This window comes from Pseudomonas sp. MPR-R2A5 (genome assembly GCF_058793055.1).
The window spans coordinates 236,287-259,213 of record NZ_JBXAFK010000002.1 but is presented as its reverse complement, the minus strand read 5'-3'; the positions used below and the strand labels follow the sequence as shown (position 1 = coordinate 259,213).

Here is a 22,927-nt window from a genome sequence, read left to right as displayed (position 1 = left end):
GCAAGCCCCCTCCCACACTGATCCTGTGTCAGACACATAATGTATAAACGCCGCTGAGCCCCTGTGGGAGGGGGCTTGCCCCCGATAGCGCCCTTCCAGACACATCCTGCCAACAGCCTGCCCATCAGCCTCTTGCCCTCCAATCTAGCCTCTCCAGGCACATCTTGAGAGGGCCAGGGAATGGCAGATTTACCCGCTTCACACCGCCTGCGCATCGGCCGCGTCAGCGAACCCAACCGCATCTACCTCATCACCACCAACACCCACGAACGCATACCGATATTCAACAATTTCCATCTCGGTCGCTTGGTGGTCTGGCAATTTCGGTTAGCCCAGTACCAAGGGCTGGCGAACTCCCTGGCTTGGGTGGTCATGCCGGACCACTTTCATTGGATTGTCGAGCTACAGAAAGGCTCGCTGGCGGATTTGATGCGGCAGGTGAAATCCAAGAGCACGCGATCCGTCAATGGCGTAAGTGGTCGCAAGGGGCGGCTCTGGCAAGAGAGCTTCCATGACCGGGCACTGCGCAAGGAAGATGACCTGGTAAAAATGGCCAGGTAGGTGGTGGCGAATCCATTGCGGGCGGGGTTGGTGGAGCGGATTGGCGACTACCCATTGTGGGATGCCATCTGGGTCTAACGTCAAACGCAGTTCAAAATGTGGGAGGGGGCTTGCCCCCGATAGCAGGGTGTCAGTCAACGCATGCAGTGACTGACCCACAGCTATCGGGGGCAAGCCCCCTCCCACATTTTTTAGTGCCTTTCAGGCGGCGAGTTTGCCGCTGGCGATGGCGGCTGAAGCGGCCACCATCGCGCGTAACAGCACTGCACAGCCTGCCGCCAGGTCATCCGGTGCCGCATTCTCGATTTCGTTATGGCTGATGCCGCCTTCGCACGGCACGAAGATCATCCCCGCCGGGCCCAGTTCGGCGACGAAAATCGCGTCGTGCCCTGCCCCGCTGACGATGTCCATGTTCGACAGGCCCAGGCCATTCGCCGCATCGCGCACAGCGTCCACGCAACCTTTATCGAAGTACAGCGGCGGGAAGTCGGCGGTGGGTTCCATCTCAAAGCTCAAGCCGTGTTTGGCGCTGGTGTCCTCAATCACCTTGCGCACCTGGGCAATCATCGAATCCAACCGCGCCGGTTCCAGATGACGGAAATCCAGGGTCATGCGCACTTCACCGGGAATGACGTTGCGTGAGCCAGGATAGGCCTGCAGGCAACCGACGGTCCCGCAAGCATGCGGCTGATGCCCCAGCGCCGCCGCATTGACCGCCGCCACCACCGCCGCCGCGCCTACCAGGGCGTCCTTGCGCAGGTGCATCGGCGTCGGCCCCGCATGCGCTTCAACGCCGCGCAGTTTCAGGTCGAACCACTTCTGCCCGAGGGCGCCGAGCACCACGCCGATGGTTTTCTTCTCATCCTCAAGAATCGGCCCCTGTTCGATATGGGCTTCGAAATACGCACCGACCTTGTGCCCGCTGACGGGACGCGTACCTGCGTAGCCAATCGCATTCAGCGCATCGCCCACGCTGACGCCGTCCACATCGACCTTGGCCAAGGTATCGGCCAGGGTGAATTTTTCGGCAAACACCCCAGACCCCATCATGCACGGCGGGAAGCGCGAGCCTTCCTCGTTGGTCCACACCACCACTTCCAAGGGCGCTTCGGTTTCGAGCTTGAGGTCATTGAGCGTGCGCAGCACCTCCACCCCCGCCAGCACGCCAAAGCAGCCATCGAATTTGCCGCCTGTAGGCTGGGTGTCGATATGGCTGCCGGTCATCACCGGCGGCAAGTTGGGATTGCGCCCAGGGCGGCGCGCGAAAATATTGCCGATGCCATCAATGGTCACGGTACAGCCGGCGTCTTCGCACCATTGCACGAACAGATCGCGGGCCTTGCGATCGAGGTCGGTGAGGGCCAGGCGGCACACGCCGCCCTTGGGCGTGGCGCCGAGTTTGGCCAGGTCCATCAGCGACTGCCACAAACGGTCGCGGTTGATGTGCTGATGGGTCGATTGCAGAACGTCGAGGGCAGCGTTCATGGGGATCTCCTCAGGCTGTATTTCTTATGAATTGACTTTGACGACTACCGGGCTGATTCCGCGCTTGGCATTCAAGCCGTAATACAACAACCCGCCCAACGCCGAACCGGTAAACCAGCCGTAGCTGTAGAACCAGCTGAACGCATCGCTGCCCAACGACAGCAAGGTCAACACCACCGGCACGCCAAAGGCGACAAAGCCACTCCAGTTCCACGCCGGGTACACGTCGTCGCGGTACAAACCGGCCAGGTCCAGTTGCTGTTTGCGAGTGATGAAGTAGTCCACCACCATGATCCCGGCGATTGGCCCCAGCAAGCTCGAATAGCCCAGCAACCAGTTGGAATACACCGTCTCCAGGCTCAAGTCCGAGACGATCAGCCCGAGCTTTTTCAGCAGCTCATGGGCCATCAACGCCAGCCCGACCAGGCCGGTGAGGATCACCGCCGTGGTGCGGTTGATCAGCTTGGGCGCGATGTTCTGGAAGTCGTTGGTGGGCGAGACGATGTTCGCTGCCGTGTTGGTGGACAAGGTGGCGACGATGATCAACGCCATGGCCACGGCGACCCACACCGGGCTCTGGATATGGCCGATCAAGGTGACGGGGTCGGACACGCTGACGCCCACTAATTTCACCGAGGCGGCGGTCATGATCACGCCCAGGGCCGCGAACAGGAACATGGTCAGCGGCAGGCCGAAAATCTGCCCGAGGATCTGGTCCTTCTGGCTTTTGGCATAACGACTGAAGTCAGGAATGTTCAACGACAAAGTGGCCCAGAAGCCCACCATCGCGGTAAGGCCGGCCATGAAGTAACCGGTGAGGCTGGCACCTTCGGGGCGTTTCGGTGGAATGGCCATGAGCTCGCTAAGGGAGACATTGGGCATCGCCCACACCAGCAAACCAATGCCCACCGCCACCAGCAGCGGCGCCGACAGGGTTTCCAGGCGCTTGATCGACTCGGCGCCGCGCAGCACCACCCACAAATTCAGGGTCCAGAAAATCATGAAGCCGATCACTTCACCGGTGCCGCCGAGGGACTTCCAACCGTCGAAAATCGAGCCCAGGAACAGGTGAATCGCCAACCCGCCGAACATCGTCTGGATACCGAACCAGCCACAGGCTACCAGCGCGCGTATCAGACACGGCACGTTGGAGCCGAGGATGCCGAACGACGAGCGCAGCAACACCGGGAACGGAATCCCGTACTTCGTGCCGGGGAAGGCGTTGAGGGTCAGCGGAATCAGCACCACGATATTGGCCAGCAGGATCGCCATCAGCGCCTCGCCCACCGACAAACCGAAGTACGCCGTGAGTACCCCGCCCAGGGTGTACGTGGGCACACAGATCGACATACCGACCCACAGCGCGGTGATGTGCCACTTGTTCCAAGTGCGTTCATGCACCTTGGTCGGTGCCATGTCGTGGTTGTAGCGAGGGCTGTCGAGGACGTCGGGGCCGGCGTCGAGTTCGTACAGGCCGTTGCGTTCTATGACTTGCGATCTGTTCTGTTGCATGGCCGCTCCACGGTTTTTTCGAATTATTGTTGCTCATCCCACGCTTTACGCAGGATGGCCGGAGTACCTCGTTGACAACACGACATCACGGGCCCGGCCAGCCGCCACTGCACTCAATAATCGTGCCGACCACTGACCTTCAACCCGCACCGCTTATATAACGTGCTGATGTTAATCAGCTTTCCAATTGAGCCTGCGGTACTTGCCGCGCTACTCAGGCTAAATAACGCGAAAGTTGTCCGAACCCTCAGGGCTCAATCTGGTGCATCACAATTATTTTTATTTACCGCGCCCGTCAAGCGGCATATCTCAAGCGTCTGATTTGCAATAAGAAATGTTGCTCATATTGAGAACCTGTCAAGTGCGTCAAAATGGTGAGCGTTCGCTACATTTTGGTGATTTTCAATTTTTATCCATATAAATCAATAAGTTAATATCGATATAAGCTTATAAAAAATATTCTTGCTCATTCTAAAAACTCGGGCTAGTTTCTATTCCTGTCACCGATGACAGGTTTTATGCACCCCACGGTGAACAGCATGACAACACTTAGAACTGGCACAAGCCGGTCAAGCCTTGTGAGGAACTCGACATGTCGCTGTTGATCCGTGGCGCCACCGTTATTACCCATGATGAAAGTTACCGCGCCGATGTTTTATGCGCAGGCGGTCTAATTCGCGCCATTGGCACGGACCTGGATATTCCCGCCGGCACTGAGATACTCGACGGCAGCGGCCAATACCTGATGCCCGGCGGCATTGACCCGCATACCCACATGCAATTGCCCTTCATGGGCACCGTGGCCAGTGAAGACTTTTTCAGTGGCACCGCAGCAGGCCTGGCGGGGGGCACCACCTCGATCATCGACTTTGTGATCCCCAACCCGCAGCAGTCCTTGCTGGAAGCCTTTCACCAGTGGCGCGGCTGGGCGGAAAAGTCCGCATCCGACTACGGCTTTCACGTGGCGATCACCTGGTGGAGCGAGCAGGTGCGCGAAGAAATGGCCGAGCTGGTCAGCCACCACGGCATCAATAGTTTCAAGCACTTCATGGCCTACAAGAACGCGATCATGGCCGCCGATGACACCCTGGTGGCCAGCTTCGAACGCTGCCTGGAACTGGGCGCGGTGCCCACCGTGCATGCGGAGAACGGCGAGCTGGTGTATCACCTGCAACGCAAGCTGATGGCCCAGGGCATCACCGGGCCGGAGGCCCATCCGCTGTCGCGTCCCTCCCAGGTGGAAGGCGAAGCGGCCAGCCGCGCGATTCGTATCGCCGAGACCCTCGGCACGCCGTTGTACCTGGTGCACGTTTCAACCCGGGAAGCCCTGGACGAAATCACTTACGCCCGGGGCAAGGGCCAGGCGGTGTACGGCGAAGTGCTCGCCGGCCACCTGTTACTGGATGACAGCGTCTACCAGCATCCCGACTGGCACACCGCGGCCGGCTATGTGATGAGCCCGCCGTTCCGCCCACGCGGGCACCAGGAAGCGCTGTGGCATGGCCTGCAATCGGGCAACCTGCACACCACCGCCACCGACCATTGCTGCTTCTGCGCCGAACAGAAAGCCGCCGGCCGCGACGACTTCAGCAAGATCCCCAACGGCACCGCGGGAATCGAAGACCGCATGGCGCTGCTGTGGCACGAAGGGGTCAACACCGGGCGCCTGTCGATGCAGGAGTACGTCGCGCTGACCTCCACCAACACCGCGAAGATCTTCAACCTCTACCCACGCAAAGGCGCGATCCGCGTCGGCGCCGATGCCGACCTGGTGCTGTGGGACCCCGAGGGCACCCGCACCCTTTCAGCCAAGACCCACCACCAGCAAGTGGACTTCAACATCTTCGAAGGCAAGACCGTGCGCGGCGTGCCGAGCCACACCATCAGCCAGGGCAAGCTGGTCTGGGCCGATGGCGACCTGCGCGCCGAGCGCGGTGCCGGGCGCTATGTGGAACGGCCGGCGTATCCGTCGGTGTTTGAGCAGTTGAGCAAGCGGGCGGAGTATTCCAGGCCGGTGGCTGTGAAACGCTGAGCCCCCCATGTAGGAGCGAGCTTGCTCGCGAAAAACGTTAACGAAAACGCGGGAAGCCTGATACTCAACGGCGCTCTCAGGTTTTTCGCGAGCAAGCTCGCTCCTACACATTGCGTCAGCAAATGCCCGTCAGAGGCAAAATAACCGTGAGGCCAACACCGTGATCCAGACCCTGAGCCACCTCCCCCATCCCCCTGAAGACGGGGCCACCCTCGCCAGCCATTTCACCGACCTGGCACCGCCCCTCACCGCCCGGCAAGCGCAACTGGAAGCCTCGCGCTGCCTGTATTGCTACGACGCGCCGTGCGTGAATGCGTGCCCCAGCGAGATCGATATCCCCTCGTTCATCCGCAATATCCACACCGACAACGTCCAAGGCGCAGCGCAGAAAATCCTCTCGGCCAACATCCTTGGCGGCAGTTGCGCACGCGTCTGCCCCACCGAGATCCTGTGCCAGCAAGCCTGCGTGCGTAACAACGCCGAAGAATGCGCGCCGGTGCTGATCGGCCTGTTGCAGCGCTACGCCATCGACAACGCGCACTTCAGCGAACACCCGTTCCAGCGTGCCGCGCCCACCGGCAAGCGCATCGCCGTGGTCGGCGCAGGTCCCGCAGGGCTGGCCTGCGCCCATCGCGCCGCCCTGCACGGGCATGACGTGGTGATTTTCGAAGCGCGGGAAAAGGCCGGCGGCCTGAATGAATACGGGATCGCCAAGTACAAGTTGGTGGATGACTTCGCCCAGAAGGAACTGGAGTTCCTCCTGCAAATCGGCGGCATCGAGATTCGCCACGGCCAGCGCCTGGGCGACAACCTCACCTTGAGCGAACTGCACCAGCAATTCGATGCGGTGTTCCTTGGCCTGGGCCTGGCCGCCAGCAAACACCTCGGCCTGCCCCACGAAGACGCCCCCGGCCTGCTCGCTGCCACCGACTATATCCGCGAGCTGCGCCAGGCTGACGACCTGACCCAACTGCCCCTGGCCGACCGTTGCATCGTGCTCGGTGCCGGCAATACCGCCATCGACATGGCCGTGCAAATGGCCCGCCTCGGTGCGCGCGACGTCAACCTGGTCTACCGCCGAGGCCTGGCGGACATGGGCGCGACCCAGCATGAGCAGGACATCGCCAAGGCCAATCAGGTGCGCCTGCTGACCTGGGCCCAACCCGAAAAAGTGCTGCTGGATGACCAGGGCCACGTCCGCGGTATGCGCTTCGCCCGCACTCGCCTGGAAAACGGCTGCCTGCAACCCACCGGAGAGACCTTCGAATTGGCCGCCGATGCGATCTTCAAGGCCATTGGCCAGGGCTTCGATAACGAGGCGCTGCACGACCCCCTGGCCCAACAACTGCAGCGCGTCGGCGCGCGTATCTTCGTCGATGAACAGCTGCGCACCAGCATCCCCGGCGTATATGCCGGTGGCGACTGCGTCAGCCTCGGCCAGGACCTCACCGTGCAAGCGGTACAACACGGCAAGCTGGCCGCCGAAGCCATGCACGCCCAACTCATGCTTAACGTGGAGGCTGCGTAATGGCCGATCTCTCGATTGTATTCGCCGGAATCAAGGCCCCCAACCCGTTCTGGCTGGCCTCCGCGCCGCCCACCGACAAAGCCTATAACGTGGTCCGCGCGTTTGAAGCAGGCTGGGGCGGCGTGGTCTGGAAAACCCTGGGTGAAGATCCGGCGGCGGTCAACGTGTCGTCGCGTTACTCGGCGCACTACGGCGCCAACCGCGAAGTGCTGGGCATCAACAATATCGAGCTGATCACCGACCGCTCCCTGGAGATCAACCTCAGGGAAATCACCCAGGTGAAAAAGGATTGGCCGGACCGCGCGCTGATCGTGTCGCTGATGGTGCCGTGCGTTGAAGCATCCTGGAAAAACATCCTGCCCCTGGTAGAAGCCACCGGCTGCGACGGCATCGAGCTGAACTTCGGTTGCCCCCACGGCATGCCCGAGCGCGGCATGGGCGCGGCTGTGGGCCAGGTGCCAGAGTATGTGGAACAGGTGACGCGCTGGTGCAAGACCTATTGCTCACTGCCGGTGATCGTCAAGCTCACGCCGAATATCACCGACATCCGTGTGGCGGCGCGGGCGGCCTATCGCGGCGGTGCGGACGCGGTGTCGCTGATCAACACCATCAACTCCATCACCAGCGTGGACCTGGAACGCATGGTCGCCCTGCCGATGGTCGGCACCCAGAGCACCCACGGCGGTTACTGCGGCTCGGCGGTCAAGCCGATTGCCCTGAACATGGTCGCCGAAATCGCCCGCGACCCGCAGACCCAAGGCCTGCCGATCTGCGGCATTGGTGGCATCGGCAACTGGCGCGACGCGGCGGAATTCGTCGCCCTCGGCTGCGGCGCGGTGCAGGTGTGCACGGCGGCGATGCTGCATGGGTTTCGCATTGTGGAAGAGATGAAGGATGGATTGTCACGCTGGATGGACAGTCAGGGTTACACCAGCCTGCAAGAATTTTCCGGGCGGGCGGTGGGCAACACCACGGATTGGAAGTACCTGGACATCAACTATCAGGTCATTGCCAAGATCGATCAGGAAACGTGCATTGGCTGCGGGCGTTGCCATATTGCCTGTGAAGATACGTCGCACCAGGCCATCGCCAGTTTGAAACAGGCGGACGGCACCCATCAGTACGAGGTGATCGACGACGAGTGCGTGGGTTGCAACCTGTGCCAGATCACCTGCCCGGTGGCGGATTGCATCGAGATGGTACCGGTGGACACCGGCAAGCCGTTCTTGAATTGGACGCAGGATCCGCGTAATCCCTACCGGGAGGCGGTGTAGTCCTGTAGACCGCTATCGGGGGCAAGCCCCCTCCCACATTGAGCGCATTATGTCTGAAAGAATGCGATCCACTGTGGGAGGGGGCTTGCCCCCGATGAGGCCCTCAGCCTCACCACAAGACTCAAGGCTCCAACCCAATCCCGCGCAAAATCACACTGGTCACCGTCTGGATCGCCTTCTCGAACTGCATATCCGACAACGGCTGGTGATCATTCAAAATCTTCACCTGGTGATCAAAGTCGGCATAGTGCTGGGTCGATGCCCAGATCATATACAGCAGGCTCGACGGCTCCACCGGCAGGATGCGTTTGTCTTCCACCCACTGGCGAATCTTCGCCTCCTTCATCTTGGCCCAGTCGTACAGGCTTTCATCCAGCGCCTCACCGAGGGTCGGCGCGCCGTGGATGATCTCGTTGGCCCAGACTTTCGAGCCATAGGGCCGCGTGCGCGAGCGCTGCATCTTGGCGCGGATGTAGCTGCTGAGCACCACCCTCGGGTCATCGAAGGTCTCGAAGCTCAAGGCGTCCTGCTTCCACACCTCCAGCAGATCGAACAGCACGGCGCTGTACAGCTCGCTCTTGGTGGTGAAGTAATAATGCAGGTTGGAACGTGGCAGCTGCACTTCTTCAGCGATATCGGCCATGGCGGTGCTGCCATAGCCCTTTTCGGCGAAGACCTTCTCCGCCGCCAGCAGGATTTTTTCGACGTTGACCCGGCGAATTCCGATCTTGTGATTGCCCATAAGGGCTCCCTGACAACAACATGGGCTAAAGACTACCATCGGCTCTAGACCGCGGCGACAGGCCGCAATGAAAGTTCTTACCTTCACCTTCCCCACGGATATTGGATTGGTTAGGATCGCGGTCCCTATCCAGGATCATTCCCATGCCTATTCGACCTCGCGTACCCGCCGACGACCCGTTGCTGGGCGCCCTGTGGGAGCGCTCGGTACGCGCCACCCATGACTTCCTCCCCGAGGACGATATCCAGCGTTTACTGCCCCTGGTACGCGACACTTACCTGCCGATGCCTGCCCTTGACGTCTGGGTGTATGAAGATGAACAGGGTATTGCCGGTTACATCGCCACCGGCAGGAACAATGTGGAAATGCTGTTTATCGACCCCACGCGCCGGGGCCAGGGGATCGGCCGCCAGTTGCTGGACCACGCCCGTGCGCGCCACGACACCTTGACCGTCGACGTCAACGAGCAGAACCCCCAGGCTGTGGGTTTCTACCTGCACTACGGTTTTGTCCAGGTCGCGCGCTCGCCGCTGGATGGCGAAGGCAAACCGTTTCCCTTGCTGCACATGGCTTTACCGACTCCTCCCACTGAAGGTACGGAACAATGCTGATCAAGAAAACCCTAACCGCCGTCGCCCTGCTCGCCTCCCTGCTCGGCGCCTCGGCGGCGTTTGCCCACGCCCACCTCAAAAGCTCGGAGCCGGCCGCCGACAGCACCGTCGCCGCACCGAAGGACTTGCGCCTGACCTTCAGCGAAGGCGTCGAAGCCACCTTCACCAAGGTGTCCCTGAGCAAGGACGGCACCGAAGTGGCAATCAAGCGCCTGGAAACGCCAGACGCCGACAAGAAAACCCTGGTGGTGACGCCCGCCGCCCCGCTGGCGGACGGTCACTACAAAGTGGTGTGGAACGCAGTCTCGGTCGATACCCACAAGAGCAATGGCGAATACAGCTTCCAGGTCGGCCAATAACCCATGGCAACCCTGCTGGTGCTGTGCCGCTTTGTGCATTTCATCGTCGTGCTGCTGATGTTCGGGGCCTGTGTATTCAGGCCCTGGCTCCTGGGCGCTGAACCGCAGGCGGTGCTGGACCGACAAGTGTTGCGCATCACTCGTGGGCTGGCCTGGACGGCCCTCGCGTCGGGGGTGATCTGGTTACTGTTGATTACCGCCAGCATGGCCGGTTCATGGCCGGCGGCGCTGGAACTGTCGACCGTGCAGTTGGTGCTGGGCAAGACCTTTTTTGGCCAGGTGTGGACCTGGCACCTGCTGTTGAATGGGCTGCTGGTCATCGCCCTGATGACCGCGTGGAAGGCCCCGCGCCTGCCGTTGATCACGCTGCTGCTGATGACCCTGGCCCCGGTCGGCCATGGCGCCATGCTCGATGGGCTGAGCGGGCAGCTGTTGATCCTCAACCAGGTGGTGCACCTGATGTGCGTCGGCGCATGGTTGGGGGGGTTATTGCTGCTGGTATTGATCCTCAGGCAGCCACACGGTGTTGAGCTGGCGCCGGTCCTGCGTCGTTTCAGCGGCGTCGGTTATGGCCTGGTCGCGGGCTTGCTGGTGACCGGCCTGATCAATGTGCGCGTCCTCACCGGGCAGCTGTGGCCCACGCCGTTGTTCAGTGGTTTTGCGTTGATTCTATTGATCAAGGTGATGCTGGTGCTGGGTATGTTGGCGCTGGCACTGCTGAACCGGCTGCGCCTTGATCGCTGCGAACAGCGGCTGGGCAGCTTGAAGGCCAGCGTGATGCTGGAATGGCTGCTCGGTGTTTGCGCCGTCGCCGCCGTTTCACTCCTTGGCACCCTGCCTCCCATGGTCCTGGCGGGCTGAATGTGGGAGGGGCGGTGCGACGATTCGACTTGCCCCCTCCCACATTGACACTGCCCGCTCTGGATCAACCCACACACAGTCATCGTATAACTTCTGCTTGACACCCCGCAAAAACCCCGCAAATATCCGCCCCAATGTTGTACGACGACGTATAACAAATAATAAAAACAACAAATGAAAGGGAGCATCACTGTGAGTCAATTCGCCCGCTATTCTTCCGCGCGTCTCAGTGTTATCGGTCTCGGCAGCCTGGCCTTCACCCTGCCCCTCATCGCCCACGCCGAAGGTTTTGTCGACGACGCCAAGGCCACGCTCAACCTGCGTAACGCCTACTTCAACCGCAATTTCACCAACCCGAGCAACCCTCAGGGCAAGGCCGAAGAGTGGACGCAGAGCTTTATCCTCGACGCCAAGTCCGGCTTCACCCAAGGCACTGTCGGCTTCGGGATCGATGTGCTGGGCCTGTACTCACAAAAGCTCGACGGCGGCAAAGGTACCGGCGGCACCCAGTTGCTGCCGATCCACGATGACGGCCGCCCCGCCGACAACTTCGGGCGCCTGGGCGTGGCGTTGAAGACCAAGCTGTCGAAGACCGAATTGAAGGTGGGCGAATGGATGCCGGTGCTGCCGATCCTGCGTTCCGACGACGGCCGCTCGCTGCCACAGACCTTCCGCGGCGGTCAGGTGACGTCCAGCGAAATCGCCGGCCTGACCCTCTACGGCGGGCAGTTTCGCGGCAATAGCCCGCGCAACGACGCGAGCATGGAAGACATGTTCATGAACGGCAAAGCCGCATTCACCTCCGACCGCTTCAACTTCGGTGGCGGTGAATACAGCTTCAATGACAAGCGCACCCAGATCGGCCTGTGGTACGCCGAACTGAGCGATATCTACCAGCAGCAATACCTCAACCTGACCCACAGCCAACCGCTGGGCGACTGGACCCTGGGCGCCAACCTCGGCTTCTTCAACGGCAAGGAAGACGGCAGCGCCCTGGCCGGCGACCTGGACAACAAGACCGTGTTCGCCCTGCTTTCGGCCAAGTACCAGGGCAACACCTTCTATGTCGGCCTGCAAAAGCTCACCGGCGACAGCGTGTGGATGCGGGTCAACGGCACCAGCGGCGGCACCCTGGCCAACGACAGCTACAACTCCAGTTACGACAACGCCAAGGAAAAATCCTGGCAGGTGCGCCATGACTTCAATTTCGTGGTGCTTGGCATTCCCGGGCTGACCATGATGAACCGCTATATCAGCGGCAGTAACGTACACACCGGGGCGATCACCGACGGCAAGGAATGGGGGCGTGAATCGGAACTGGCCTACACCGTGCAGAGCGGTGCGCTGAAGGATTTGAACGTCAAGTGGCGCAACTCGACCCTGCGTCGGGATTTCAGCAATAACGAGTTCGATGAGAACCGGATCTTTATCAGCTATCCGATCTCGTTGCTGTAACCCCTGTGGCAAGCGGGCTTGCCCTAATGCCGTTCAGTTAAGGCTTTTTTGTAGGAGCGAGCTTGCTCGCGAAGAACTTACAGGCGCCGCGTTCATTCAGGAAACACGCGTTATCGTTGACGTTTTTCGCGAGCAAGAACTAGGCGTCCCCCTCGCTCCTACAGAAGGCGATGTACGCTTAACTGAACGACATTAGGGCAAGCCCGCTCGCCACAGCCTCGTTACACCTTTTGTCCAATGGCGCGTTGACAACCCAGGGGATCCCTAACAATACTTCGGCATAGTCATACGACAACCTACAACAAAAATTTGGAATATCCATGACCACGACTACCCCCACTCCCTTCAACCGCCTGCTGCTCACCGGTGCCGCCGGCGGCCTCGGTAAAGTCCTGCGCGAACGCCTGCGCCCTTACGCCCAAGTACTGCGCCTGTCGGACATTGCCAACATGGCCCCGGCGGCCGACGCCAGCGAAGAAGTGCAACCCTGCGACCTCGCCGACAAACAAGCGGTGCATCACCTGGTGGAAGGCGTCGACGCCATCCTGCATTTTGGCGGTGTCTCGGTCGAACGCTCCTTCGAAGAAGTGCTAGGCGCCAATATCAGCGGCATCTTCCACATCTACGAAGCCGCGCGCCGCCATGGCGTCAAGCGCGTGGTCTTCGCCAGCTCCAATCATGTGATCGGCTTCTACAAGCAGGGCGAGAAGCTCGACGCCCACTCCCCGCGCCGCCCAGACAGCTACTACGGCTTGTCCAAGTCCTATGGCGAAGACATGGCCAGTTTCTACTTCGACCGCTACGGCATCGAGACCGTCAGTATCCGTATCGGCTCTTCGTTCCCGGAACCGCAGAACCGCCGGATGATGCACACCTGGCTGAGCTTCGACGACCTGACCCAACTGCTCGAACGCGCGCTGTATACGCCGAACGTCGGCCACACCGTGGTCTACGGCATGTCGGCTAACCTCGACACCTGGTGGGACAACCGCTACGCCGCGCACCTGGGCTATGCCCCGAAAGACACCTCCGAAGTCTTCCGCGCCCAGGTCGAAACCCAGCCCCCCGTAGCGGCCGATGACCCGGCCAAGCTGTATCAAGGCGGGGCATTCTGCGCCGCTGGACCGTTCGGTGACTGACGCCAGACCAACCCAAGGGAATGAGTGGCCATGACTGCAGAATTGATTGTCGACGCCCGCAATGCCGTGGGCGAGTGCCCGGTATGGGTGCCCGAGGAAAACGCCCTGTACTGGGTGGACATACCCAACGGTGGCCTGCAACGCTGGAGCGCCGCCACCGGCCATCTCGCTGCGTGGAAAGCCCCGCAGATGCTGGCCTGCATCGCTCGCACCGACGCCGGCAACTGGGTTGCGGGGATGCAAAGCGGCTTCTTCCAACTCACGCCGCATAACGACGGCAGCCTCGACACCACGCCATTGGCCAGCGTCGAGCACCCTCGCCCGGACATGCGTCTGAACGACGGCCGCTGTGATCGCCAGGGCCGTTTCTGGTCCGGCAGCATGGTGCTGAACATGGGCGCGAATGCGGCCGAAGGCATCCTCTATCGCTATGCATCGGGTTCAGCGCCCCATGCCCAGCTGGGCGGTTTTATCACCCTCAACGGCCTGGCCTTCAGCCCCGATGGCCGCACGATGTACGCCTCGGATTCACACCCGCTGGTCCAGCAGATCTGGGCCTTCGACTACGACACCGAGACCGGCACGCCGTCCAACCGCCGCGTGTTCGTCGACATGCACCAGCACCCAGGTCGTCCCGACGGCGCCGCCGTGGACGCCGACGGTGGCTACTGGATCTGCGCCAACGACGCCGGCCTGATCCACCGTTTTACCCCCGATGGCCGCCTGGACCGCTCCCTGAGCGTACCGGTGAAAAAACCCACGATGTGCGCCTTTGGCGGCAGTCGCCTGGACACGCTGTTCGTCACCTCGATACGAGACGACCAGAGCGAGCAGTCACTGTCCGGCGGCGTGTTCGCCCTCAACCCCGGCGTCCAAGGACTGCCTGAGCCAACGTTTACCCTCTAGCTGCATCGCTGTGCCTTGAATACAACAATAACAACACAGGAGTGACCTCCCATGGACTTCAAACGCACCTTGCTGGCCGCTGCACTTCCCCTGAGTGTCCTGTTCACCGGCGCCGCCCACGCGCTGGAAATAAAATTCGCCGACGTTCACCCCGCCGGCTATCCCACTGTCGTAGCCGAAGAGAACATGGGCAAGGCCCTGACCAAACAAAGCAACGGCGAACTGACCTTCAAGTACTTCCCCGGCGGGGTCCTGGGCTCCGAGAAAGAAGTGGTCGAGCAGGCCCAGGTCGGCGCGGTGCAGATGACCCGCGTCAGCCTTGGCATCGTCGGGCCCGTGGTGCCGGACGTGAACGTATTCAACCTGCCGTTCGTGTTTCGTGACCAGGCGCATATGCGCAAGGTCATCGACGGCGAGATCGGCGATGAGATCCTGGCCAAGATCACCGACTCCGAGTTCGGCCTGGTGGCCCTGGCCTGGATGGACGGCGGCACGCGCAACCTCTACACCAAGAAACCGGTGCGCAAGATCGAAGACCTCAAGGGCATGAAGATCCGCGTGCAAGGCAACCCGCTGTTCATCGACGCCTTTAATGCCATGGGCGCCAACGGCATCGCCATGGACACCGGCGAGATCTTCAGTGCCCTGCAGACCGGAGTGATCGACGGCGCGGAAAACAACCCGCCCACCCTGCTGGAACACAACCACTTCCAGAACGCCAAGTACTACACCCTCACCGAACACTTGATCCTGCCCGAGCCCATCGTGATGTCGAAGATCACCTGGAACAAGCTCACCCCGGCGCAGCAAGTCATGGTGAAAAACGCCGCCAAGGCCGCCCAGGCCGATGAGCGCGCGCTGTGGGATGCCAAGTCCGCCAGCAGCGAAACCAAGCTCAAGGCCGCCGGTGTCGAGTTCATCAGCGTCGACAAAAAACCCTTCTACGACGCCACCGCAGCGGTTCGCGCCAAGTACGGCGCGCCCTACGCCGACATCATCGCGCGCATCGACGCCGTTCAATAACCTTCCCTGCCTCTCGCAAAAGGCCCGGCGCGGTCGGCATCGACGCGCCCGGTTACGGTGAACGCCATGAAGAATCTACTGCTGCGCATCAACGACCGCCTCTACATGACCTGCGTCTGGGTCGCCGGCCTCTCGGTTCTCGGGGTGGCACTGATCATTCCCTGGGGCATCTTCGCCCGCTACATCCTCGGCACCGGCTCCAGCTGGCCGGAGCCTACCGCCATCCTGCTGATGCTGGTGTTCACCTTTATCGGCGCCGCCGCCAGCTATCGCGCTGGCGCACACATGTCGGTGGCGATGATCACCGACCGCCTGCCCCCCCGCCAACGCCAGGTCATCGGCATCGTCTCGCAGCTGCTGATGGGCACCATCTGCCTGTTCATGGCCATTTGGGGCACCAAGCTGTGCCTGTCCACCTGGAACCAGTTCATGAGCGCCATCCCGACCCTGCGCGTGGGCATCACCTATATGCCGATCCCGATTGGCGGGCTGCTGACCCTGATCTTTGTGGTGGAAAAACTCCTGCTCGGTGACCAGAGCAACCGGCGCGTGGTGCGCCTCGACCTAGTGGAAGAAAGCGAAGGGGCCGCCTGATATGGACGCATTGATTCTGTTGGGCAGCTTTATTGCCTTGATCCTGATCGGCATGCCGGTGGCCTACGCCCTGGGTTTGTCGGCATTGATTGGCGCGTGGTGGATCGACATCCCGTTCCAGGCCCTGATGATCCAGGTGGCCGGCGGGGTAAATAAATTTTCGCTGATGGCGATTCCGTTCTTCGTGCTGGCCGGGGCGATCATGGCCGAGGGCGGCATGTCGCGCCGCCTGGTGGCGTTTGCCGGCGTGCTGGTGGGCTTTGTGCGCGGCGGCCTGTCCTTGGTCAACATCATGGCCTCGACGTTTTTCGGCGCGATCTCCGGTTCGTCGGTGGCCGACACGGCATCGGTCGGCTCGGTGCTGATCCCGGAGATGGAACGCCGTGGCTATCCCCGAGAATTCGCCACCGCGGTGACCATCAGCGGTTCGGTGCAGGCACTGTTGACGCCACCCAGCCATAACTCGGTGCTCTACTCCCTGGCAGCGGGCGGCACGGTGTCGATCGCCTCGTTGTTCATGGCCGGTGTGGTCCCCGGCCTGTTGATGAGCGCGTGCCTGATGGTGCTGTGCCTGATCTTCGCCAAAAAGCGCAATTACCCCAAGGGCGAAGTCATTCCCTTGAGGCAAGCGCTGAAAATCTGCGCCGACGCGCTGTGGGGCCTGATGGCCATGGTGATCATCCTCGGCGGCATCCTCTCCGGCATCTTTACCGCCACCGAATCCGCCGCGATCGCGGTGCTGTGGGCGTTCTTCGTGACCATGTTCATCTACCGCGACTACAAATGGAGCGAACTGCCCAAGCTGATGCACCGCACGGTACGCACCATTTCCATCGTGATGATCCTCATCGCCTTCGCCGCCAGCTTCGGCTACATCATGACCCTGATGCAGATCCCGGCGAAGATCACCACGCTGTTCCTGACCCTGTCGGACAACCGCTACGTGATCCTGATGTGCATCAACGCCATGCTGCTGTTGCTCGGCACGGTGATGGACATGGCGCCGCTGATCCTGATCCTTACCCCGATTTTGCTGCCCGTGGTGCTCGGCATCGGTGTCGACCCGGTGCACTTCGGCATGATCATGCTGGTGAATCTGGGCATCGGTTTGATTACGCCGCCGGTGGGCGCGGTGCTGTTTGTGGGGGCGGCCGTGGGCAAGGTCAGTATCGAGCGGACCGTGAAGGCGTTGCTGCCGTTCTATGCGGTGCTGTTCCTGGTGTTGATGGCGGTGACCTACGTTCCGGCGCTGTCGTTGTGGCTGCCCAGTGTGGTGCTGTGATGATGATTGAACTTGAAGATAACCTCACCCACCTGACCTTGAACCCGGCCGTGGGCGGCAGCATCGTCAACTGGACAGTGCGTGCCACCGGGCAGCCGTTGCTGCGACACAACGATGAGCAGGCGATCCATACCGGTTTGCCGGGCAAGCTGGGGTGCTATCCGTTGGTGCCCTGGTCCAACCGCATTGCCCATGGCGGTTTCGACAACCCCGACGGTTGGCTGGCACTCACGCCCAACAGCCTGACCGATCCGCTGCCGATTCATGGCTCTGCCTGGCAGCACGAGTGGCAAGTGGTCAGCCAGGCGGCGGATGAGGTGGTGCTGGCGCTCGAATGCGCCACGCCGTTTGCCTACCGCGCCGAGCAGCGTGTTCGCTTGAGCGACGGGGTTCTAGGTATCGAACTGCGGGTGACGCACCTGGCTGCAACAGCGGCGTGGCATGGCGTGGGCTTGCATCCGTACTTTCCACGCCGACCGGGCACCCGGTTGCAGGCCAAGGCCGCACAGGTGTGGATGAGTGATGCGTCCAAGCTGCCGACCGGGTTGGCGGCGGTGCCGGGAGAGTGGGATTTCCAGGCATTGAAAAACCTGCCCGAAGGCGCGGTGGACAATGGCTTTTGCCAGTGGGACGGGGACTGCCGGATCGAACAGCCGGAACTGGGCTATGCGCTGGAATGCCAGGCCAGCGGGGCCGATTACTTCCTGCTGTACTGCCCGCCGGGGTTGGGGTTCTTTTGCATCGAGCCGGTGAGCCATCCGGTGAATGCTCATCACCTGCCAGGGCGGCCGGGCCTGACACTGCTGGAACACAACCAGTCGGTCCAACTCAATTTCAACCTGAAATACACCCCCCTGTAGGAGCGAGCTTGCTCGCGAAAAACCTCAGGGCAACGCGGGTCATCAGGCCCCCCGCGTTATCGTTGACGATCTTCGCGAGCAAGCTCGCTCCTACAGGGATCAGCGCCATGCTCAAGGTGGGGAGTTTTTGAGGCGGCCGGCGGTATCGATACTCACGACCACCGACAACCCCGGCCGCAGCCGTTCACTCTCAGCCTGATCCGGGTCCACGGTAATCCTTACCGGCACGCGCTGGGCAATCTTCACAAAGTTGCCCGTGGCGTTATCCGCCTGCAACAGGCTGAACTCCGAGCCGGTGGCTGGGGATATATGCTGCACTGTGCCGCGAAACTTGCGGTGGTTCAGCGCATCCACGGTGAAGGTCACCGGTTGGCCCACCTGCACGTTGTTCATCTGGGTTTCCTTCATATTCGCGATCACCCACAGGTGCTTCGGCACCAGCGCCATCAACTGCGCGCCAGAGTTGACGTAGGCACCCAGCCTCACGCCAATCTGCCCCAATTGACCGTCACGGGGTGCAGTAATGCGGGTGTTGGACAGGTCGATACGCGCCAATTCCAACGCCGCCTCGGCACTGGCCACCGCCGCTTCCAGGGAACCGCGATTGACGATGACCGTCTGCAAATCCTGCCGCGCGATTTCCAGGCTGGCCTGGGCTTGCGCGACCGCCGCAATAGTCTGTGCATGGGCGGCGCGGGTCACGTCCAGCTCGCGCTTGGACACCGAACCGTCGCTGATCAACGCTTCATTGCGCCGCAAGTCGGCGGTGCTTTTGCGCGCCTGCGCCTGGCTGTCCACCAATGCGGCCTGGCGCAGTTTGATGGTTGCTTCGGCACTGTTGCGTTGCTGCACCACATTGGCCAGTGAAGCCTTCTGCACCGCCAGTTGGGCCAGGGCCTGGTCGAGGCGCTGCTGGTAGATGCGGTCATCCAGGCGCACCAGCAAGTCGCCGGCCTTGACGTACTGGAAGTCCTGCACCGGCACCTCGAACACATAGCCGCTGAGCTGCGGGCCGATAATGGTCACCTGGCCGCGCACCAGGGCGTTCTCGGTGGTTTCCACCGCGCTGCTGAACGGCGGCAGCTGCCAGGCGTACAGCACGACCAGCACGCCCACCAGGGCAATCGCGGCAAAGCCCAGGGACGAAAGGATGCGTACCCACAGGGAGCGCGGTTCGGTGACGGTGGCCCCCGGTGGCGTGGTGCCTTCCGGGGTGGCGGCGATGGCATTGGTGGTGGTCGTGGTCGGTTCGGTCATGAAGAGGCGCCGCTGGGTTGAACGGGAGTGGCTGCTTTAGTGGTGCTCATCAGCCACAGACTGCGGATAAAGATCCAGATCATGGTCAGGATCGCGATGATCGCGATCAGCATGAACACATCGTTGTAGGCCATGACATTGGCCTCACGGGTTGCCGCGGTGGCCAGGCTGCGAATCCCCATGAGGTTGCGCAACTCCGGGTCAGCGACGATGCCGCCATAGGCCGAGCCGCCGCCCTGCACGCGGGCGGCCACGCGAGGGTCGAGCAAGGTCAGGTGCTCGACGATCATGCTGGAGTGAAACTTCTCGCGCACCACCTGGAACGTGCCGAGCAACGCCGCGCCGATCAGGCCGCCGAGGTTCTGGCAGATCCCGAACATCACCGAGAAACTCACCAGGTTGCGTGGGTTGGTCAGCACGTTTTTAGTCCCCAGCACCATGGTCGGCCCCAAAAAGAAGGTGCCGCCAAAGCCTAGCAGGAACTGGCTGATATACAGGTTCTGCGGGCGGGTCAGGTTACTGGAGAAACTGTCCATCACCGAGCCGGTGGCCATCAGCGCCAGGGCAATCACCAGCGGCATCAGCAAGTGCGCCGGGTTGATCGTCAGCGCACTGACCACCAGCCCGCTGATCGCCCCAGCCAGCATCACCACGTACAGCGTGTGCATCTGCTCGTAGCTCATGTTCAACATCTGCATGAACCCCACCGCGCCGGTGGACTGCTCGGACAACACCATGCGAATCAGGATCACCGCCAGCGCCAGGCGAATCATGGTGCCGCTGCCCAGCCAACGGGTCATCAGCAGCGGGTTGGCGCGATTATGCTCAATGGCCAGGCCAGTCATGATCAACACCAGGGAACAGGCCGAGGCCACGCCGATCCACGGCGCTTCCAGCCACCAATCGATACGCCCCAGCGACAGCACCGCGCAGAGCAGCGCCACACCGCTGGCGAGAATGGCGAAGGTGAGGAAGTCGAGTTTTTCAAAGGTCTTGAAACGGTCGCCGGGCGGCAACTTGAGCAGGAACACGCAGCCCAGGCAGATCAGTGCCATGCCCAGTTCGAACAGGTACAAGCCGCGCCATTCGGCGATTTGCAGCAGGTCTTCGGAGAACAACCGCGCCAGGGGCAAGGCCAGCTGCGCGGTCCCCAACCCCAGCACCAGCGCCTTCAAGCGCCATTTGGCGGGGAACGCCTGGATCATGTAGTACAAACCCAGGGAACTGAGCGCCGCCCCCACCATCCCGTGGGCTGCCCGCACGGCGATGGCCGAGTTGAGGTCGTTGACGAACAAGTGGCCGAAGGTCACCAGTGCATAGAGCACCAGGAACACCTCGGTAAACGCACGCAGGCCGAATTGCTGGCGAAACTTCACCAGCAGCAGGTTCATGCACACGTTGGTCATCACATAGGCGGCGGGCAACCAGGCCATTTCCGCGGTGGTCGCGCCCAAGGCGCCTTGCAGGTATTGCAGGTTGGCGATCACCAGCGAGTTGCCCAGGCCGCCGGTGATGGCTACGAGTACGCCGACCAAGGCATACAGCCAGCGCTTGTGGGTGGGGTGCAACGGCGTCGACGGCGAGCCCGGCAGGCTCGGGCGCTCGTGAGGCTGCCAGGTGCGGGGGGTGTATTTGTCCATTCGGTGACCTTGATGAGCCGACACGCAAGGTCGGTGACTCCATTACTCAGGGAGTAGTAAACCTGAGAGGAGTTCATCTTGCCATGTTGAAGGGGCAATTGATGCCTGGCGTGGGCAAGGTCAAGTATGGGGGTTGGCGGTGATGGCGGCGTCTGGGCTGACCAGCTTTCTGGGTTGGGTACAGAGCAAGGTCTATCTGGTCCATGGAGATCAAAATGTGGGAGGGGCTTGCCCCCTCCCACATTGGATCTCCTTTGTATTGGAGACCACACGCCCTATCAGATCCAGCCGAGCCAGCTCCAGTAAGTCGCCGCAAACACCAGCATCAGCAGGTAGCCGATCAACGTGACCAAAATCCCCACCTTGGCAAACTGCCGTGCCGTAAACGTCCCAGTCCCCAAACACACCATGTTCTGCGGCGCGTTGATCGGCAGGATAAACCCGTAGCTGACGACAAACCCCAACAGCATCGTCACCCCCAACCGGTTGAATTCCCCCGGCAGGGTCTGCAACACCGCAATCAGGATCGGCAGCAACGCCGAGGTCAATGCCGTGGCGCTGGCAAACCCCAAGTGGATCACGATCAAGAATGCCCCAAGAATCGCAAACACCCCCAGCGGCCCCACGTGGTCCAAGCCGGTGTGCGCCACCACCTGGGAACCCAGCCACTGCCCGGCCTGGGTGGTCAGCAGCGCCGTGCCCAGGCTGATGCCCACGCCAAACACGATCACCGTGCCCCACGGGATACGCGATTGCACGTCCTTCCAGGTCATCACGCCGATGCCCGGCAACAACAGGAATACCAGGCCGGCATAGGTCGTCGAGGTGGTGTCGAAGTTGTGCAGGCGCCCTTCCGTGGCCCAGGCCAGCAGAAGCAGCACCGACACAGCCAGCAGGCGCTTCTGCGGCCCGGTCATCGGGCCGATATCCACCAGCGACTGCGCCACCGCCTCTTTGCCGCCAGGGATGCTGTCGCTTTCCGGCGGCAGCAGCTTGATCACCAGGAACAACAGCACCGCCGACATGATCAGCGCCCATGGCGCCCCCGCGATCAGCCAGTCGATCCACGACACGCGCTGGCCGAGCATCTTGTCCATAAAGCCCACGGTCAGCAGGTTTTGTGCGGCGGCGGTCTGGATGCCGACGTTCCAGACGCTGGTGCCCTGGGCCACCACGATCATCAAGCCCGCAGCGATGTTGGAGCGTTTGTCGACGCCAAACGCAGCGACCACGCCCATCATGATCGGCACCACACAGGCACTGCGCGCGGTAGCGCTGGGAACAACAAGGCTGAGCAGGATAGTCACCGCGATCGCCCCCAGCAGAATGCCGCGCGTGCTGGTGCCCACCCGCGTCAGGGTGACCAGGGCGATACGCCGGTCGAGGCCGGTGTGAGTCATGGCGGCGGCGATGAACAACGCGCCCGCCACCAGCGCGAGCGCGGGGTTGGAAAAGCCGGTGAGCGCCATGCTGATGGCCGGGCTGGAACCGATCAGGTGCGTGGGGTCCTGCAGCGACGGCGCGGTGCCGAGCAGGAACGCCATCAGCGAAGTGATCATGATCGCGCTGGCTTCATACGACACCGCCTCGGTGATCCACACCACCACGGCAAACGCGAGGATCGCCAGCATGCGATGCCCCGCCACCGGCAAGTCGGCGGGCATCGGCAACAGCAGCACCCCGACCATCACCAGCACGGCGACGACCAGGCCCAGGGGCAACTTGAAGGATGCAGCGGTTGTTGCGGGGGCGCTCATGGGGTTCTCCGTCGGCCGTCAAATCAGGCAGGGAGCATGGCGCAAAATG

19 protein-coding genes and 1 pseudogene are annotated in these 22,927 nt (G+C 61.8%); 14 read left to right on the top strand and 6 right to left on the bottom strand.

The window, feature by feature from the left end; genetic code table 11:
* Window positions 1-180 precede the first annotated feature (180 nt).
* A pseudogene (locus AC1Q6I_RS02595) lies at window positions 181-639 on the top strand (REP-associated tyrosine transposase).
* Between the two features lie 123 nt (window positions 640-762).
* On the opposite strand, the gene AC1Q6I_RS02590 reads toward AC1Q6I_RS02595, so the two are convergent.
* Both AC1Q6I_RS02590 and AC1Q6I_RS02585 read right to left on the bottom strand, forming a co-directional pair.
* Complete coding sequence (locus AC1Q6I_RS02590; protein WP_024076290.1) at window positions 763-2,046, bottom strand: Zn-dependent hydrolase; 1,284 nt, start codon at window positions 2,044-2,046, stop codon at window positions 763-765.
* Between the two features lie 24 nt (window positions 2,047-2,070).
* Window positions 2,071-3,558, bottom strand: a complete 1,488-nt coding sequence (locus AC1Q6I_RS02585) for an NCS1 family nucleobase:cation symporter-1 (protein ID WP_102624293.1) — start codon at window positions 3,556-3,558, stop codon at window positions 2,071-2,073.
* A 592-nt stretch (window positions 3,559-4,150) separates the two neighbouring features.
* Between AC1Q6I_RS02585 and hydA the strand changes: the two genes are divergently transcribed.
* The 3 genes from hydA to preA all read left to right on the top strand — a co-directional run bounded on the left by hydA (window position 4,151) and on the right by preA (window position 8,392).
* Complete coding sequence (hydA, locus tag AC1Q6I_RS02580; RefSeq protein WP_102624294.1) at window positions 4,151-5,590, top strand: dihydropyrimidinase; 1,440 nt, start codon at window positions 4,151-4,153, stop codon at window positions 5,588-5,590.
* Window positions 5,591-5,750: 160 nt separating this feature from the next.
* The gene (locus AC1Q6I_RS02575) at window positions 5,751-7,118 is read left to right on the top strand and encodes an NAD(P)-dependent oxidoreductase (protein WP_024076293.1); all 1,368 of its coding nucleotides are present in this window, start codon (window positions 5,751-5,753) and stop codon (window positions 7,116-7,118) included.
* Window positions 7,118-8,392, top strand: coding sequence for an NAD-dependent dihydropyrimidine dehydrogenase subunit PreA (gene preA, locus AC1Q6I_RS02570; RefSeq protein WP_024076294.1), 1,275 nt, complete (start codon window positions 7,118-7,120; stop codon window positions 8,390-8,392). The genes AC1Q6I_RS02575 and preA overlap by 1 nt, the downstream gene beginning before the upstream one ends.
* Window positions 8,393-8,513: 121 nt before the next feature.
* On the opposite strand, the gene AC1Q6I_RS02565 is transcribed toward preA, so the two are convergent.
* Window positions 8,514-9,134: a TetR/AcrR family transcriptional regulator gene (locus AC1Q6I_RS02565; protein ID WP_069076565.1), complete on the bottom strand. Its 621-nt coding sequence runs from the start codon at window positions 9,132-9,134 to the stop codon at window positions 8,514-8,516.
* Between the two features lie 143 nt (window positions 9,135-9,277).
* Here AC1Q6I_RS02565 and AC1Q6I_RS02560 point away from each other — a divergent pair, with 143 nt between their 5' ends.
* The 10 genes from AC1Q6I_RS02560 to AC1Q6I_RS02515 all read left to right on the top strand — a co-directional run bounded on the left by AC1Q6I_RS02560 (window position 9,278) and on the right by AC1Q6I_RS02515 (window position 18,224).
* Window positions 9,278-9,745: a GNAT family N-acetyltransferase gene (locus tag AC1Q6I_RS02560; RefSeq protein ID WP_069076566.1), complete on the top strand. Its 468-nt coding sequence runs from the start codon at window positions 9,278-9,280 to the stop codon at window positions 9,743-9,745.
* Complete coding sequence (copC, locus tag AC1Q6I_RS02555) at window positions 9,739-10,104, top strand: copper homeostasis periplasmic binding protein CopC (protein WP_102624296.1); 366 nt, start codon at window positions 9,739-9,741, stop codon at window positions 10,102-10,104. Before AC1Q6I_RS02560 ends, copC begins: the two co-directional genes overlap by 7 nt.
* A 3-nt stretch (window positions 10,105-10,107) precedes the next feature.
* On the top strand, window positions 10,108-10,965 hold the full coding sequence (copD, locus tag AC1Q6I_RS02550; RefSeq protein WP_069076568.1) for a copper homeostasis membrane protein CopD: 858 nt from the start codon (window positions 10,108-10,110) through the stop codon (window positions 10,963-10,965).
* A 192-nt stretch (window positions 10,966-11,157) separates the two neighbouring features.
* Window positions 11,158-12,420, top strand: a complete 1,263-nt coding sequence (locus tag AC1Q6I_RS02545; protein WP_069077431.1) for an OprD family porin — start codon at window positions 11,158-11,160, stop codon at window positions 12,418-12,420.
* Window positions 12,421-12,740: 320 nt separating this feature from the next.
* Complete coding sequence (locus AC1Q6I_RS02540) at window positions 12,741-13,559, top strand: NAD-dependent epimerase/dehydratase family protein (RefSeq protein WP_102624297.1); 819 nt, start codon at window positions 12,741-12,743, stop codon at window positions 13,557-13,559.
* Window positions 13,560-13,589: 30 nt separating this feature from the next.
* On the top strand, window positions 13,590-14,465 hold the full coding sequence (locus AC1Q6I_RS02535; RefSeq protein ID WP_102624298.1) for an SMP-30/gluconolactonase/LRE family protein: 876 nt from the start codon (window positions 13,590-13,592) through the stop codon (window positions 14,463-14,465).
* A 51-nt stretch (window positions 14,466-14,516) separates the two neighbouring features.
* Window positions 14,517-15,488 (top strand): TRAP transporter substrate-binding protein, encoded by a 972-nt coding sequence (locus AC1Q6I_RS02530; protein WP_069076582.1) that lies wholly within the window; start codon window positions 14,517-14,519, stop codon window positions 15,486-15,488.
* Between the two features lie 66 nt (window positions 15,489-15,554).
* Window positions 15,555-16,082 carry a TRAP transporter small permease gene (locus AC1Q6I_RS02525; protein WP_024076303.1) on the top strand — a complete coding sequence of 176 codons (528 nt, stop codon included), beginning with the start codon at window positions 15,555-15,557 and terminating at the stop codon, window positions 16,080-16,082.
* A 1-nt stretch (window position 16,083) separates the two neighbouring features.
* Entirely contained in the window at window positions 16,084-17,364 is a 1,281-nt protein-coding gene (locus AC1Q6I_RS02520; RefSeq protein WP_102624299.1) for a TRAP transporter large permease, read from the top strand.
* A 2-nt stretch (window positions 17,365-17,366) separates the two neighbouring features.
* The gene (locus AC1Q6I_RS02515) at window positions 17,367-18,224 is read left to right on the top strand and encodes an aldose 1-epimerase (protein WP_102624304.1); all 858 of its coding nucleotides are present in this window, start codon (window positions 17,367-17,369) and stop codon (window positions 18,222-18,224) included.
* Between the two features lie 111 nt (window positions 18,225-18,335).
* Here AC1Q6I_RS02515 and AC1Q6I_RS02510 read toward each other — a convergent pair whose 3' ends face one another.
* The 3 genes from AC1Q6I_RS02510 to AC1Q6I_RS02500 form a co-directional block, all read right to left on the bottom strand.
* Window positions 18,336-19,481, bottom strand: a complete 1,146-nt coding sequence (locus tag AC1Q6I_RS02510; protein ID WP_024076306.1) for an HlyD family secretion protein — start codon at window positions 19,479-19,481, stop codon at window positions 18,336-18,338.
* Complete coding sequence (locus tag AC1Q6I_RS02505; RefSeq protein ID WP_024076307.1) at window positions 19,478-21,121, bottom strand: MFS transporter; 1,644 nt, start codon at window positions 21,119-21,121, stop codon at window positions 19,478-19,480. Before AC1Q6I_RS02505 ends, AC1Q6I_RS02510 begins: the two co-directional genes overlap by 4 nt.
* Before the next feature lie 278 nt (window positions 21,122-21,399).
* Window positions 21,400-22,878 (bottom strand): DASS family sodium-coupled anion symporter, encoded by a 1,479-nt coding sequence (locus tag AC1Q6I_RS02500; RefSeq protein ID WP_102624300.1) that lies wholly within the window; start codon window positions 22,876-22,878, stop codon window positions 21,400-21,402.
* Window positions 22,879-22,927 lie beyond the last annotated feature (49 nt).